This window comes from Paenarthrobacter nitroguajacolicus (assembly GCF_029952445.1).
GTDB classification, from domain to species: domain Bacteria; phylum Actinomycetota; class Actinomycetes; order Actinomycetales; family Micrococcaceae; genus Arthrobacter; species Arthrobacter nitroguajacolicus_B.
In genome coordinates this window covers 1-14756 of sequence record NZ_JAQPPK010000014.1, presented here as the reverse complement: position 1 = coordinate 14756, position 14756 = coordinate 1, and the positions used below count along the sequence as shown (strand labels likewise).

Sequence of the window (14756 nt, the reverse complement as noted above, 5' to 3'; positions counted from 1 at the left end):
GCTTAACCCGCCGGAATGTAGGTGCCCTGGCCAGGACCCATCATTGGATCCTGGGCCGCCGGGGTGCCGGGCACGAACTCGAGGACCTGCTCCCCCTCGGTCAGTCCGGATGTCACTTCCACTACGTTGCCATCGTTCAGGCCGAGCTGGATCGTGCGTTGTTCCGGTGCCCCGCCGGTTGCGCCGGCTACCCAGACGATGCCATCCTTCACGCTGCCCTTCACCGACGTCAGCGGAACGGTCACCACATCGGGCGAGACGCCGGCACTGACGGTCATGGTGGCACCGAGTCCGGCAAAGACCTGCTGATCCTTCGGGACCGCGCAGCTGATGGTTCCCGTCGGGGTGCTGCTGCCGTCTGGCTGGGTGCCGGAACTGCTGCCGGGACCAGCGATCGCGCCGGCCACGCCCATTCCCGCGCCCCCGCCTGTAGCGGCCAAACCGCCCGAGGAGGTACCGCCGTCGTCGGATGAGTTGTTCTTGAGCGTCACTTCGCTGCACTGGAACGGAGCCGGACCGCCCACCAAGGCAATCTCGGCTGGACCGGGTTTGTCCAGGAGACGGTACTGCTGGGAGGCGGTGACCGGGCCGGCCACTGTGTACGTGCCGGGATCGATCTTGCCCACGGCCTCTCCAACATTGACCTGCTGGTCCACCAGCGTGGTCAGTTGCTGCAGGGTGCCGGCGCGCGGGGCCAGGATATCGAAGTAGTCATAGACGGGTTTGGGCGCAGCGGCTGGCCCGTCCTGGGACGGTTGGGCCACCACGGTTCGTTCAGCCTTGACCTGGAAAAGGGCGTCGCCCTTGGCTACTGTGGCTCCCTGCTCAGCAAAAATCTGCACGACTTTTCCCGCCGAGGTGCTGCGGACAGCCTCCGCGGCGTCGCTTTGGACAGTGCCTTTTATTTGAACGGTGTTGGTGACGGTGGCCCGGGTGGCGGGGACCACGGGAATATCAACCTGGGCCAGTGGTGCTGGGGCGGAACCGGCCGACTTCAGGCCATCCACAAAGGCGATCTTGACCAAAGCCACGGCGATAACCGCGAAAACCAACAACCAGGCAACCGGCAAAATGACGCGCCGAAAAATACCCATCCCTGCTCCATTTCGGTAACTCCCCACAGAACCTCTGCGAGGGATGATTGCCTCAGCCTAAGCGAGGTGGCTCCCGGCGCCGGGCATTCCCGGGACCGACAGGGTGCTTAGTGTGTCGGTTGTTTAGCGAATTCCGGGAGCGACCAGGGCAAGCATCGGATGCCCCCATTCCCGCCCGACGCACCAGTGCTTGCGGGAGCGAGCGGCGACAACGGGGGCGGGATGCAGCCGCGTCACCGCTGTTCTCGACCGTAAACAAGATGCGATCGTGCACGGACTTAACAGCTTCTGAGAGGATGACACTCATGACACTCCCCATCGCCGCGCCGTGGCTTTCCTCCCAGACCAACCAGGATCCCCGTTCGGCAACAGGGCGGCGGTTGAAGTGGGGCGTGGTGTCCACGGGCAACATCGCCAACAGCGTTTCCCAGGATCTGGCCCTTCTCGAAGATGCCGAACTCCACGCCGTGAGTTCCCGCACCCAGGCCGCCGCGGACGCCTTCGCGCAGGCGCGCGGATTCGCTAAGGCGTACGGAGACGACGGCGGGGTTCCCGGCTACCAGCGCCTGTTCGACGATCCTGCCGTGGACGTGGTCTACGTGGCGACTCCCCATGCCCAGCACTTCCAGATTGCTTCGGCCGCATTGCGTGCCGGGAAGCACGTCCTGTGCGAGAAAGCCCTGACCATCAACGCCCGTGAGGCCATGGAGCTGGTGAAGATCGCGCGTGAGCAAAACGTGTTCTTCATGGAGGCCGTGTGGAGCCGGTTCCTGCCCAGCATGCAGCGGGCTTTCGAGATCGCCGCCTCCGGTGAGCTCGGACAGCTTCAGTGGGTCAGTGCGGACCTCGGGTTTCCGGCTCCGTATGATCCCTCGGCGCGGATCTGGGCTCTGAACGACGGCGGCGGAGCGCTGCTGGACATCACCGTCTATCCCTTGCTCTGGGCCTTGGGGACACTCGGTTTTCCGCAGTCCGTTTCCGCGATCGGTTCCTTGAACGAGGACGGCGTGGATACCCAGAACGCATTGACGCTGGGCTATGACACCGGTGCACAGGCGCAATTGACGTCGTCCCTGATGGCGCATGGGCCGCGGACGGCCACTGTGGCTGGCGGCCTTGGTTTTCTGCAGACAGTGGGATCCGTGAACAACCCACGCGAGCTGCTCATCCGTGTTGGTTGGGACGAGCCACGGACCGAACACTTCGACGTCGTGGGTATTGGTTACACCTACGAACTGCGGGAAGTGACACGATGCATCCAGCAAGGACTCCTCGAAAGTCCGGTGATGCCCTTAGAGGACTCCGTCAACGTCATGCGCCTTTTCGACGGAGTGCGCTCCCAGCTCGGTGTCCGCTACCCCAACGATGCCCGCTGACTTCGTCCTGAGGTGAGGTCCGGCGTCGTGATTTAACGCAGGCGGGTTAAGATCATCGGCGGCTTGGCTGCCGGGAGAGTTTGCGGTCAAGCGACAACGCGCCGGAGCCCAGGAAGACAAACGCCACGGACACTGCGAAGTAGATGATCAGCAGTTCCGCTGTCACCCCCGCCCTGTCCGTGAGCAAGGGTTTGCCGGCTTCGGTCACGAACCAGATCCCTGCAAACATCAAAGCTGACAGGAAACCAGCCACACGGGTCAACGCCCCGAGGACCAGGAGCAGCCCCAGGCCGACTTCTCCGGCGATCACCAGCCAGGCTACGAGTTCGGGCTTCTGCACACCCATGGCAGCAACGGATGCTGCGAAGGCGGCATGACCGGCCATGAGCTTCTGTATCCCGTGGACCATGACAAGCGCGCCGAACACCACGCGCAGAATGGTGATGCCACGAGCAGAGGACTGGGGTGAGGGGTGAAGGAATTTCACGGGTTCCAATCTTCCATGCCTGCGCGTCAGCCGCCAACCCCACCCCCTTGGACCCAACTAGGTGACAGTAAACGTCGCACTGAGCCATCACTGGAGCATGTGCTGTCACCTAGTTGGGTGAGTGGGGGCAGAATGGGAGGTGGCCCTGTTCGGGGCCCGGTATCGACGCGCGACTACGGTGGGATGGAGCAGGCATGCAGGTGGATGTTGTGGTTGTTGGCGGCGGAGCCATGGGATCGGCCGCCGCGTGGCAGCTGGCCCGGTCGGGCCGCTCGGTGGTTCTCCTGGAACAGTTCGAGGCCGGACACCACATCGGCGCCTCCCACGGTGCCACCCGCAACTTCAACACCGCATACGCCGAGGCCGATTACCTGGACCTCCTGGCTGAGTCCAAGATCCTGTGGGACGAGCTCGCAGCCGAACACGGTGCACCCTTGCTGGACCTCGTGGGGCTCGCGAACCACGGCAACCTGCCCAAGCTGGAACTGGTCCGGGAGGCACATCAGGAACGCGGCATCGAAAGCTACTTCATCTCCGCTGACGAGGCCGCCAACCGCTGGCAGGGCATGAACTTCGCCACGGACGTCCTTTTCGTCCCCGGGTCCGGGCGGATCCGCTCAGCTGATGCGTTGGTGGCACTGCGCACGGCAGCCGAAGCCCGAGGTGCGGTCTTCAAGTACTCGACGCCGGTCCGGGACATCCGCGTCGACGGCGCCGAATCGGTAGTGGTGGTGACGGAGGAGACCGAGTACACGGCAAAGCGAGTGGTGGTAACCGCGGGCGCCTGGACCCCCAAAGTCCTCAAGGACCTCGCCAAACTCCCTGCCCTGGTGGTGACCCAGGAGCAGCCCGCGCATTTCACTCCTACGGACAAGACGCTGGTGTGGCCCAGCTTCAACCACAACCCCGATCCCGACCCCAACAACGAGCTCTACGAGTACTGGTTTAGCCCCGTCTACGGCATGCTCACCCCAGGCGAAGGCGTCAAGGCAGGCTGGCATGGCGTCGGCCCGGTCATGGACCCCGATGAGCGCACGTTCGAGCCCATCCCCCAGCAGCTCGAAGCCCTGGTGAGGTACGCGGAAGAGTGGCTCCCCGGCGTCGACCCTTCCTCAGCGGTGCCCATCAGCTGCACCTACACCACCACGCCCAACGAGGACTTTGTGCTGGACAGTTTCGGTCCATTGGTGGTGGGCGCCGGTTTCTCGGGGCACGGTTTCAAGTTCACGCCGGCCATCGGACGGGTGCTGAAGGACATCGTCGACGGCGGCACGGCACCTGTGCGGTTCCACGCCGAACGCTAGGAGCCACGAATGAAAGAGTCCCCGCAAGCACAATGCTTGCGGGGACTCTTTGCCGTGGCTACTTCAGGGTCGCGAGGACCTTGTTGAAGGTGGCCGACGGACGCATGATCGCAGCGGCCTTTTCGGCGTCCGGGCGGTAGTAGCCGCCCAGTTCGACGCCGGGACCCTGGACTGCGGCGAGCTCGCCGACGATTGCCTCTTCGTTGGAGGTCAGGGCGTCCGCAATCGAGGCGAAGTCCTTGGCCAGCTCGGCATCTTCGGTCTGCCTGGCCAGTTCCTGGGCCCAGTACATGGCCAGGTAGAAGTGGCTTCCGCGGTTGTCCAGCTCGCCGACACTGCGGCGCGGGGACTTGTTTTCCAGCAGGAACGTGCCCGTGGCGCGGTCCAGCGTGTCAGCAAGAACCTGTGCACGCGCGTTGCCCGTGGTGGTGGCCAGGTGCTCGAAGCTGACGGCCAGGGCCAGGAACTCGCCCAAGCTGTCCCAGCGGAGGTGGTTTTCCTTGACAAGCTGCTGGACGTGCTTGGGAGCGGAACCGCCGGCGCCAGTCTCGAACAGGCCGCCACCGTTGATCAGCGGAACGATGGAGAGCATCTTTGCACTGGTGCCCAGCTCGAGGATCGGGAACAGGTCCGTGAGGTAGTCGCGGAGCACGTTGCCGGTGACGGAGATGGTGTCCTCGCCCTTGCGGATGCGCTCAAGGGTGAAGGCCGTGGCCTCAACCGGGGAAAGGATCTTGATTTCCAGGCCCTCGGTGTCGTGGTCCTTGAGGTACTCGTTGACCTTGGCGATGAGGTTGGCGTCGTGTGCACGGCCCTCGTCCAGCCAGAACACAGCCGGGGTCTGGGAAGCGCGGGCACGGGTAACAGCCAGCTTGACCCAGTCGCGGACCGGGATGTCCTTGGTCTGGCACGCGCGCCAGATGTCACCGGGGAAGACCTGGTGTTCGGTCAGGACGGTGCCCTTGCTGTCCACGAGCTGGACGGTGCCGGCTGCCTGGATCTCGAAGGTCTTGTCGTGGCTGCCGTATTCTTCGGCCGCCTGTGCCATGAGGCCCACGTTGGGAACGGTGCCCATGGTGGTGGGATCGAATGCACCGTTGGCGCGGCAGTCGTCCAGCACAACCTGGTAGACGCCGGCGTAGGAGCTGTCCGGGATGACGGCCAGGGTGTCGGCTTCCTTGCCGTCCGGGCCCCACATGTGGCCGGAGGAACGGATCATGGCCGGCATGGAGGCGTCAACGATGATGTCCGAGGGAACGTGAAGGCTGGTGATGCCCTTGTCGGAGTCCACCATTGCCAGTGCGGGACCGTCTTCGAGGCCCTTGGTGATGGCTGCCTTGACGCCTTCGCGGACGTCCTCGGGCAGGTCTTCAAGACCGCTGAGGATGGCTGCGAGGCCGTTGTTGGGGCTGATGCCTGCGGCGGCGAGCTGCTTGCCGTAGGTGTCGAAGAGCTCGGAGAAGTAAGCCTTGACCACGTGGCCGAAGATGATGGGGTCCGAGACCTTCATCATGGTGGCCTTCAGGTGTGCGGAGAAGAGGACGCCCTCTTCCTTGGCGCGGGCAACCTGGGCCTTGAGGAACTCGTCCAGGGCGTCGGCGCGCAACACAGTAGCGTCAACGACTTCGCCGGCGAGGACAGGGAAGTCCTTCTTGAGGACCTTGGTGGTGCCGTCTTCACGGACCAGCTGGATGCTCAGGGAGTCATCAGCCTTGATGACAACGGACTTCTCGTTGGAGCGGAAGTCATTCTGGCCCATGGTGGCAACGTTGGTCTTGGAGTCAGCGGACCAGGCGCCCATGGAGTGCGGGTTCTGGCGGGCGTAGTTCTTGACCGACAAGGGGGCGCGGCGGTCCGAGTTGCCTTCGCGCAGCACAGGGTTCACAGCGGAGCCCTTGATCTTGTCGTAGCGCGAGCGGATGTCCGTCTCGGTGTCCGAGGAAGGGTTGTCCGGGTAGTCCGGGAGGGCGAAGCCCTGGGCCTGGAGCTCGGCAATGGCAGCCTTGAGCTGCGGCACGGAGGCGCTGATGTTGGGCAGCTTGATGATGTTGGCTTCGGGCTGCTTTGCCAGTTCGCCAAGCTCGGCAAGGGCGTTGCCCGTGCGCTGCTCTTCAGTCAGGAAGTCGCCGAAGACGGCGATGATGCGGCCCGCCAACGAGATATCGCGGGTCTCAACCTCTACCCCAGCGGTGGAGGCGTACGCTTCCACGATCGGCAGGAATGAGTAGGTTGCCAGCATCGGCGCTTCGTCTGTGTGGGTATAGATAATCTTGGCCATTGGCGGGGTTCTCCCTGAAAGTCTGCAGATTTCAACACTCCTAACTTACCCGAGTAGACGGTTTTGACGGCTCTTCGTGTCCGGGATCACGTGTTCGTTACCGGGTTCCGGCGGTTAGCGCGCGGTTAGCGTGCGGTTTACGCACGGCTAACGTGCGACGGCGACCGGCCCGCCGGCCGTACCTGCCGGCGTCGTGCGCTCCTTCCAACAGCACGACAAGGAAATGACAGCAAATTATCACAAACTCTGAAACATCTCTTTACAAACTTGTCACACGCCGGGTAGCTTCGATTCCGTCAGTCGGCGGTCGCCATCACTGGCCGCCTCACTCCCTCGATAGGTAGGAACAACGTGACAAAAACCAAGACCCTGGCCACAAGCCTGCTGAGTCTGTCCGCTGCCGCAATCCTGGCGCTGGTTGGAACCACCAGCGCCAACGCAGCACCGTCAAAGGACGCGGACACGTCCGGCGCAGCGGTCAGCAGCCATGCAGTTTCCGACGCCGGCGCTGCAGACTACTGGACCCCGGAACGCATGAAGAATGCCAAGTCCGGCGACATCCTCGGTGCCAAGGCGCTGGAACGCGGGCAGCTCCTCAACCTCGGCAAAGCCCCCGCGACCGAAGCCCCGGGCGCCACCAGCAGCATCGCGGGCCAGCCTGCGGCCACCGACTCCACGGCCATCAACCGGAAGGTCAACCAGAGCGAAACGCCGGTCAAGCACATCGGCAAGATCTTCTTCACCTTGGGCGGCTCCAACTACGTCTGCTCGGGCAACTCCGTGACAGCGGCCAACAAGAGCACAGTGTCCACCGCAGGCCACTGCGTCAATGAAGGCCCCGGCGCCTACGCCACCAATTTCGTCTTCGTGCCTGCCTACCTCAACGGCGCAGCACCCTACGGGAAGTGGACGGCAAAGGCGCTGTACTCCCCCAGCCAGTGGGCTTCCAACGGCAACATGCAGTACGACACCGCCTTCGCCGTCATGAACACCCTCAACGGCCAGAAGCTCGCCGACGTCGTGGGCTCCTCCGGCGTCCAGTTCAACGCCGCCCGCGGCCTGAGCTACAAGTCCTTCGGCTACCCGGCAGCCTCCCCGTTCAACGGCGAATCCCTGAAGAGCTGCTCCGGCACCGCCACCAACGACCCCTACAACCCGCAGTTCGCCACCCAGGGCATCCCGTGCAACATGACCGGTGGGTCCTCGGGCGGTCCGTGGTTCATCGGCAACAGCTCCACCGGTTACCAGAACTCGATCAACTCCTACGGCTACGGCAGCAACTCAACCACCATGTACGGCCCTTACTGGGGCACCGTGATCCAGTCCACCTACAACACCGCGGCGGCTTCGTAACGGTCCTGCTTTTCCAGCACGTCCCTGTTAAGTACGTGCACTTGAACGACGACGGCGGCCCTCCCCTCTCCGGGGGCGGCCGCCGTTGCGTTGGGGGTAGGCCCTTTCGGGCCGCGCCTCTTCTTAGTGGAAGAAGTGGCGTGCGCCCGTGAAGTACATCGTGATGCCGGCAGCGTTGGCCGCGGCGATGACTTCCTCGTCGCGGACCGATCCGCCCGGCTGGACCACGGCGCGGACACCGGCGTCGATCAGGATCTGCAGGCCGTCAGCGAACGGGAAGAACGCATCCGAAGCCGCAACCGCACCACGTGCGCGCTCGGGTGCGTTGGCACCGCTGGCGTTCGAGGCACCGCCGGCGCCATCGACGTCGGACTCCACCTGGACGCCCAGCGTGTTGGCGCGCTCGACGGCGAGGCGGCAGGAATCCAGGCGGTTGACCTGGCCCATGCCGATGCCCACGGCAGCACCATGGTTGGCGATCAGGATGGCGTTGGACTTGGCTGCACGGCAAGCGGTCCAGGCGAAAGCGAGGTCCGCGAGCGTGGCTTCGTCAGCGGCTTCGCCGGCGGCGAGGGTCCAGTTGGCGGGGTTGTCGCCGTCGGCGTCCACCTTGTCGCTCATCTGGACCAAAACGCCACCGGACACCTGGCGCATCTCGGACGGGTAGCGGCCGTAGCCCTCGGGAAGGGCGAGGAGGCGGATGTTCTTCTTCTTGGAGAGGATCTCCACGGCTTCGGGTTCGAAGTCCGGTGCGATAACGACCTCGGTGAAGATGTCGGCGACCGTGCGGGCCATGCCTGCGGTGACGGTGCGGTTGGCTGCGATGACGCCGCCAAAAGCGGAGACGGGGTCGCAGGCGTGGGCCTTGGCGTGGGCGTCGGCGATCGGGTCTGCGGCATCAGCGGAACCGACGGCAACGCCGCACGGGTTCGCGTGCTTGACCACTGCAACGGCGGGCTCGGCGAAGTCGAACGCAGCGCGGAGGGCGGCATCGGCGTCGACGAAGTTGTTGTAGCTCATGGCCTTGCCGTGCAGCTGGTCGGCCTGGGCGATGCCCGCCGGAGCTGCCTTGTCCACGTAAAGCGCGGCCTGCTGGTGCGGGTTTTCGCCGTAGCGGAGGACCTCGGAGCGCTCCAAGGCAAGGCCGGCATAGGCGGGCCAGTCGATGACGCCGTCGCCGTCTTCGTCCAGGAACTGGCTGGCGGTCCAGGAAGCAACCGCATTGTCGTAGCTGGCCGTGTGGGCGAAGGCCTTCGCAGCCAGGCGGCGGCGGGTGTTCAAGTCGAAACCGCCGTGCGCAGCGGCGTCGACTACGGCTCCGTAGAAGTTGGGGTCCGTGACGATCGCGACGGCGGCGTGGTTCTTCGCGGCCGAGCGCACCATCGCGGGGCCTCCGATGTCGATCTGCTCAACGACGTCGTCCTGCGCTGCGCCGGACTTCACGGTCTCGACGAACGGGTAGAGGTTCACCACCACGAGGTCGAACGTTTCGATCTCCATGCCGGCGAGCGTCTCCATGTGGGCTTCCACGCGGCGGTCAGCGAGGATGCCGCCGTGCACGCGCGGGTGCAGCGTCTTGACGCGGCCGTCCAGCATTTCCGGGGAGCCGGTGACTTCTTCGACTTCCTTGACCGGGATGCCTGCGGCGGCGATCTTCTTGGCAGTGGAGCCGGTGGAAACGATGGCGACGCCGGCTGCGTGCAGGCCCCTCGCGAGCTCCTCCAGTCCCGTCTTGTCGTAAACCGAGATCAGTGCACGGCGGATGGGAACACGGTCAAGCTGCGTCAAGCTCACAAAAGTCTCCGTCTTAGTTCGCGTAAATGTCGCGGGTGGTGGGATACGGAGAGTTTATCGTGTTTCGTTGGCGGGCTCGTTTTGCGTCATTCTGCGTTGCGAGGCCCGCTCTGCGTGTCATACCCCCAACGAACCACGCAAAGCAGGCCCCACAAATCCACCCCCACCCTTGCGAGGCCCACTCTGCGTGTCATACCCCCAACGAACCACGCAAACCAGGCCCCACAAATCCACCCCCACCCTTGCAAGGCCCACTCTGCGTGTCATACCCCCAACGAACCACGCAAACCGGGCCCCACAAATCCACCCCCACCCTTGCGAGGCCCACTCAGCGCTCCACCTCCTAGGTTTGGCACGCAAAGCAGGCCCCACAAATCCACCCCCACCCTTGCGAGGCCCGCTCTGCGCTCCACCTCCTGGGTTTGCCACGCAAACCAGGCCCCACAAATCCACCCCCACCCTTGCGAGGCCCACTCTGCGCAAGCAACCCGACTCACGAAGGCAGGCGCCGCCAGCCGCGGGACAGCAGAGCGTCCTGGATCTTTTTTTCAGCGTGGCCCCAGCCGCCCTTCATCTGGACGTCCGTGAAGCGGAGCACGGTCCACCCCAACGCCCGCAGCCGGTCGTCGCGTTCAATGTCCTTGCCCCACTGGACCGGGTCTGATCGGTGGTGGTCACCTTCGTATTCGAGGGCAATCTTGTACTCCTTGTATTGCAGGTCAGGAGTCGAAATGTAGTTACCGTGATCGTCGAAGACCGGCTGCGTTACGGCAGGCTCCGGGAAACCGGCGTCGAGAATCTTCAAACGCAAGCGTGACTCCTGGGGCGAGTCGACACCGGCTCGTAGCAGAGGAAGGATGGCGCGCGCCATCTGGATACCTTTGACCTTTGGACGGCGGTCGATGACTTCTTGAATGGCTTCAATTGAGGTGAGCGGATCCTTACGTTTAAGTAGGGCGTCCCCGGCCGCTACGAGCGATGACCTCCCAAGGTGCCGTGCCAGGTCCACCCAAGTCCATTCCGGCGAGGTGAGTTGGACTCCATTCACCACCCGAACATCCCTGGCCAGGAGCGGCGCCCGATGTCCGACGACGCCGCGACGCTTCACGCGACCGATCTCGTGCCGGCGAGTGACGTGGATCGGCCCTGCTGCCCCCTCGTCCTCCAGGTACATCGGGAGCGGGATTGACCAAAGGAGTGCTGCCGTGATGTGGCTGACTGCGCATCTCGGAGTCACAGCGGTGTGCAGCCGCGCCACGATGGCAAGATCGCGTTCCCCCGCCTTGGCCAGTCGAATACCACGACTGGGGGTCACGAGCTCACTGGCCTGGAGCCGCCAACGAGGCACTCCAGCGGCATAGGCCTCAGCGACCAGGAAGCCCCGGGGGTCAACGTTTACCGGCAAAGGGTTAGGTTTCCGCATTGAACAATGCTCGCGGGAAACGATGGTCCGCATTCAGTTATCCACAGAAATCGCGCCGATGAGGGGCGGGGACTTCTCCTCCACAGGCGTTGTGAGGCCCGGTCTGCGTTTCGTTGTGGACGAATAGGGCGTAGAGCGGGCCTCACAACGGGGTAGGCGCCCGTTGCGAGGCCCGCTCTACGCGGTAAACCCACGCCTAACCACGCAGAGCAGGCCCCGCAACATAGGGTTGCTTCATGGAATCCACCGAGGTCATTCTTGTCGCCGATATTGGGAAGAGCCGATGCCGGGTGGAGCTGCGCAGCGGTGACGGGCTACTGGGTGCCGCCGACCACCACGGATTCCCCGGGGTGCACGTTGAAAACGGTCCCGTAGCCGCCTTCGAGCTTCTGATGGAAACCCTGTCCATGCTGCCGCCGGGGCTGCCGGTCAGTACCCTGACGGGGATCGGCGCTGCCGTGGCGGGGGTGGAAGCTTCCGCGGAAAAATCACGCGAGCTGGCCATGATGCTCTCGCAAAGGTTCGGGGTGCCCGCGGCTGTCCTGTCCGACGCCACGGCCGCCCAACTTGGCGCCCTCCAAGGCGCTCCCGGCACCACGTTGATCGTGGGCACCGGCGCGGTCGCCTTCAGATTCGATGAAGCCGGGGTTCTGCACCGGGCCGACGGCTGGGGTCCCTACCTTGGTGATCGCGGCAGCGGCCGTTGGATAGGCCAGCAGGGACTCCAGGCAGTTCTTCAGGCGCACGACGGCGGCCCCTCCACATCGATGTCGGTCGCGGCCGGGGCCTTGGTTGAGTCGCCGGAGCTACTCCCGGGTTGGCTGGCCGAACAGGAAAACCCGTACCGGGCCATGGCCAGGTTCGCGCCGCTGGTTCTGCAGGCAGCGGAGGCCGGTGACGCCGTCGCCCGTGACATCATCGGCGAGGCGTGCCGCATCCTGACCCGCACCGTGGAGCTCGCGTCCGCAGGCGGGCAAGGGACGCCACGGGTCGCGCTGCTGGGCGGCGTGGTCGGTTCGGAGTTCTTTGCCGCGCTCTTGCGGAAGTCCCTCGCTTCGGCTGGGATTGAGGTGGTGGCCCCGTTGGGCGACGGCCTGGACGGTGCCGCCCTCGCTGCGACGCGCCGCGGGCTCCTCCAGGAAAGGTACATCCACCGTGACGGAACAAACTGGCCCGACTGACGCGGACAAACTCGCAGGCCTGCGCACCGAACTCGCCGGGTTGCAGACCGAAGCCACCACGGAGGGCCTGGAGAACCTGGACGTCCTGGGCACGGAGGAACTGGTCGCAGCCATGCTTGCGCACAGTGCAGGAGTACACGCCGCAGTTGAAGCGGCCAGCGCCGCGATTGTCCAAACGGTCGACGCCGTTGCGGAGCGACTCCAGCGCGGGGGTCGCCTTTTGTACGTGGGTGCCGGGACGGCTGGACGTTTGGGTGTGCTCGACGCGAGCGAGTGCCCGCCAACGTTCGGCACCCCGCCGGGCCTCGTCGTCGGGCTGATCGCCGGGGGCCGGGACGCGATACAGAAGCCCGTTGAGTATGCCGAAGACAACGCAACCGCCGGCGCGCGCGACCTTCACGATGTCAACGTGACGGAAGCCGACGCCGTCGTGGGTATTACCGCCTCCGGGAGGACGCCGTACGTGATCGGCGCGCTGGAGGAAGCCCGGAAGAAGGGCGCGTTCACGGCGTCGTTGGCGTGCAACAGGGGCTCGGCCGTTAGTCATCTGGCGGACGTGGCTATTGAGGTGGTGGTGGGTCCGGAGTTCATTGCGGGCTCAACTCGTCTGAATTCGGGTACGGCGCAGAAGCTTGTCCTCAACATGATCAGCACGCTGGTGATGGTGAAGCTTGGCAAGACCTACGGGAACCTGATGGTGGATCTGCGTGCTACGAACGAGAAGTTGGTGGCCCGCTCGCAGCGGACGGTTCAGCACGCAACCGGTGTATCTGCCGAGGAAGCGGCTGCGGCATTGGACTCGGTTGGTGGCTCCGTGAAAGCGGCGATTTTGGTGGTTCTCACGGGCATCGAGGCTGGTCAGGCCAAGATCGCGCTTGAAGAAGCCGGTGGTTTCCTGCGGAGGGCCATCGGGAACCAGAAGTAACGCGGACTTCCGCGCCGTGCGCAGCGCATAAAGTTGCTTGCAGGAGGCCCAATGAATACATACACAGCCGTGCCCAGCGGCGAACAAGTAGTGCAGGAACTGCCGTGGCGGTGGAAGGTTCAAGGCAGGATTTTCCTGATCGGCGGGCTCGGGTTCATGTTCGACGCCTGGGACGTCACCCTCAACGGCATCCTGATTCCCCTGCTGTCCAAGCATTGGTCGCTGCAACCGGCCGACGCTGCGTGGATCGGCACGGCGAACCTGATCGGCATGGCTGTGGGTGCGTTCGCATGGGGCACCATCGCCGACACCATTGGGCGTAAGAAGGCCTTCACAGCTACCCTCCTGATCTTCAGCATTTTCACGGTTCTTGGCGCGTTCTCGCCGGACATCGTGTGGTTCTGCATCTTCCGTTTCATGGCCGGCTTCGGACTGGGCGGCTGCATCCCTGTGGACTACGCACTGGTGGGTGAGTTCACGCCCCGCAAGCAACGGGGCAAAGTGCTCACGGCCATGGACGGTTGGTGGCCTGTTGGTGCTGCGCTGTGTGGGTTCATCTCCGCCGGGCTTGTTGCTGCCTTCGGCGACTGGCGGCTCACCATGCTGATCATGGTGATCCCGGCGCTCCTCGTTTTCTGGGTGCGGCGAAGCGTTCCTGAGTCTCCGCTGTTCCTGATCCGGGCCGGCCGGCGCGCTGAGGCCGCCGCCGTCATTGATGGCCTGGTGGACGCGACCGGAGCTTCTCCGCGCGCCTACAGCCTGCCCGAACCGCAGGCCGCTCCCCGGCTCTCCCCCGGCAGTGCATGGGCGCAGCTCCGCAACATCTGGACCTTCAACTGGAAGATCACCACCGCCGCGTGGGCCCTCTTCTTCTCCGTGCTTCTGGTCTACTACTTGTCGCTGACCTGGATGCCGCGCATTCTGATTGGCGCCGGGTTCGAGGAGTACAAGGCGTTCGTGACCACGGCGGGCATGGCCGCCGTCGGACTTTTGGGCGTGGTGGTCGCCGCTGTCCTGGTGGAGCGCGTGGGCCGCAAGTGGATCCTGGCCATCACCGGTCCCTTGTCCGCGCTAACGCTGGTGATCGTGGCGTTCGTTGTTGACGTGCCGTCCGCGGCCATGTTCTGGCTGCTGGTGTTCGGCTTCGTGGTGCAGGTGGCCATCCCGGTCCTGTACGCGTACGTGTCCGAGCTCTACCCAACTGAACTCCGTGGCTCGGGCTTTGGCTGGGCATCGACGTTTTCCCGCATTGGCGCGGGCTTTGGGCCGTTGGTCTTTGCCTCGTACTTCTGGCCTGAGTTCGGGCTGGCGACGTCGTTCGCGATGGCAGGTGGGCTGGTCCTGTTGTCTGTGCTGTGGATGGCGTTCTTCGCTCCCGAAACGAAGCAACGAGTCCTGGACTAGCCCAACTAGGTGTACTGCCCAGGGAGATTGGTTGAGGCCGTGTGAGGACACGGCGTGAGATTTCCGGGATGACGAAGGCCTCCCGGTGTGGAGTGGAGCTGTCTAAGAAACCGCTGCACACCCAGGAGGCCTTCGTG

At 64.4% G+C, this 14756-nt stretch carries 11 protein-coding genes; 6 read left to right on the top strand and 5 right to left on the bottom strand.

Features of this window, described 5'->3' with window-relative positions; all coding sequences use genetic code 11:
* Positions 1-2: 2 nt before the first annotated feature.
* Positions 3-1094 carry an efflux RND transporter periplasmic adaptor subunit gene (locus PJL15_RS11820; protein WP_281451340.1) on the bottom strand — a complete coding sequence of 364 codons (1092 nt, stop codon included), beginning with the start codon at positions 1092-1094 and terminating at the stop codon, positions 3-5.
* A 305-nt stretch (positions 1095-1399) separates the two neighbouring features.
* Between PJL15_RS11820 and PJL15_RS11815 the strand changes: the two genes are divergently transcribed.
* Positions 1400-2470 carry a Gfo/Idh/MocA family protein gene (locus PJL15_RS11815; RefSeq protein WP_281451339.1) on the top strand — a complete coding sequence of 357 codons (1071 nt, stop codon included), beginning with the start codon at positions 1400-1402 and terminating at the stop codon, positions 2468-2470.
* A gap of 52 nt (positions 2471-2522) precedes the next feature.
* On the opposite strand, the gene PJL15_RS11810 is transcribed toward PJL15_RS11815, so the two are convergent.
* Positions 2523-2957: a DoxX family protein gene (locus PJL15_RS11810; RefSeq protein ID WP_281451338.1), complete on the bottom strand. Its 435-nt coding sequence runs from the start codon at positions 2955-2957 to the stop codon at positions 2523-2525.
* A 194-nt stretch (positions 2958-3151) separates the two neighbouring features.
* On the opposite strand from PJL15_RS11810, the gene PJL15_RS11805 reads away from it, so the two are divergent.
* Entirely contained in the window at positions 3152-4261 is a 1110-nt protein-coding gene (locus PJL15_RS11805) for an FAD-dependent oxidoreductase (protein WP_281451337.1), read from the top strand.
* Between the two features lie 58 nt (positions 4262-4319).
* Here PJL15_RS11805 and PJL15_RS11800 read toward each other — a convergent pair whose 3' ends face one another.
* Positions 4320-6539, bottom strand: a complete 2220-nt coding sequence (locus tag PJL15_RS11800) for an NADP-dependent isocitrate dehydrogenase (RefSeq protein ID WP_281451336.1) — start codon at positions 6537-6539, stop codon at positions 4320-4322.
* Positions 6540-6890: 351 nt separating this feature from the next.
* On the opposite strand from PJL15_RS11800, the gene PJL15_RS11795 reads away from it, so the two are divergent.
* The gene (locus PJL15_RS11795) at positions 6891-7892 is read left to right on the top strand and encodes a trypsin-like serine peptidase (RefSeq protein ID WP_281451335.1); all 1002 of its coding nucleotides are present in this window, start codon (positions 6891-6893) and stop codon (positions 7890-7892) included.
* Positions 7893-8015: 123 nt separating this feature from the next.
* On the opposite strand, the gene purH is transcribed toward PJL15_RS11795, so the two are convergent.
* Both purH and PJL15_RS11785 read right to left on the bottom strand, forming a co-directional pair.
* Positions 8016-9686 (bottom strand): bifunctional phosphoribosylaminoimidazolecarboxamide formyltransferase/IMP cyclohydrolase, encoded by a 1671-nt coding sequence (purH, locus tag PJL15_RS11790; protein ID WP_281451334.1) that lies wholly within the window; start codon positions 9684-9686, stop codon positions 8016-8018.
* 493 nt (positions 9687-10179) lie between these two features.
* Positions 10180-11109, bottom strand: coding sequence for an endonuclease domain-containing protein (locus tag PJL15_RS11785; RefSeq protein ID WP_281451333.1), 930 nt, complete (start codon positions 11107-11109; stop codon positions 10180-10182).
* Between the two features lie 236 nt (positions 11110-11345).
* On the opposite strand from PJL15_RS11785, the gene PJL15_RS11780 reads away from it, so the two are divergent.
* From PJL15_RS11780 to PJL15_RS11770, 3 genes are read left to right on the top strand one after another with little or no spacing between them, the layout of a single operon-like run.
* The gene (locus PJL15_RS11780) at positions 11346-12290 is read left to right on the top strand and encodes an N-acetylglucosamine kinase (protein WP_281451332.1); all 945 of its coding nucleotides are present in this window, start codon (positions 11346-11348) and stop codon (positions 12288-12290) included.
* The gene (murQ, locus tag PJL15_RS11775; protein WP_281451331.1) at positions 12265-13215 is read left to right on the top strand and encodes an N-acetylmuramic acid 6-phosphate etherase; all 951 of its coding nucleotides are present in this window, start codon (positions 12265-12267) and stop codon (positions 13213-13215) included. Before PJL15_RS11780 ends, murQ begins: the two co-directional genes overlap by 26 nt.
* A gap of 51 nt (positions 13216-13266) precedes the next feature.
* Positions 13267-14619 (top strand): MFS transporter, encoded by a 1353-nt coding sequence (locus PJL15_RS11770; protein ID WP_281451330.1) that lies wholly within the window; start codon positions 13267-13269, stop codon positions 14617-14619.
* Positions 14620-14756: the final 137 nt, after the last annotated feature.

Excerpts from the sequence above, each read along its gene's own strand:
- PJL15_RS11770 (WP_281451330.1), top strand. The coding sequence starts at position 13,267 with ATGAATACATACACAGCCGTGCCCAGCGGCGAACAAGTAGTGCAGGAA.
- PJL15_RS11785 (WP_281451333.1), bottom strand. The coding sequence starts at position 11,109 with ATGCGGAAACCTAACCCTTTGCCGGTAAACGTTGACCCCCGGGGCTTC.
- PJL15_RS11820 (WP_281451340.1), bottom strand. The coding sequence starts at position 1,094 with ATGGGTATTTTTCGGCGCGTCATTTTGCCGGTTGCCTGGTTGTTGGTT.
- PJL15_RS11815 (WP_281451339.1), top strand. The coding sequence starts at position 1,400 with ATGACACTCCCCATCGCCGCGCCGTGGCTTTCCTCCCAGACCAACCAG.
- PJL15_RS11805 (WP_281451337.1), top strand. The coding sequence starts at position 3,152 with ATGCAGGTGGATGTTGTGGTTGTTGGCGGCGGAGCCATGGGATCGGCC.
- PJL15_RS11780 (WP_281451332.1), top strand. The coding sequence starts at position 11,346 with ATGGAATCCACCGAGGTCATTCTTGTCGCCGATATTGGGAAGAGCCGA.
- PJL15_RS11800 (WP_281451336.1), bottom strand. The coding sequence starts at position 6,539 with ATGGCCAAGATTATCTATACCCACACAGACGAAGCGCCGATGCTGGCA.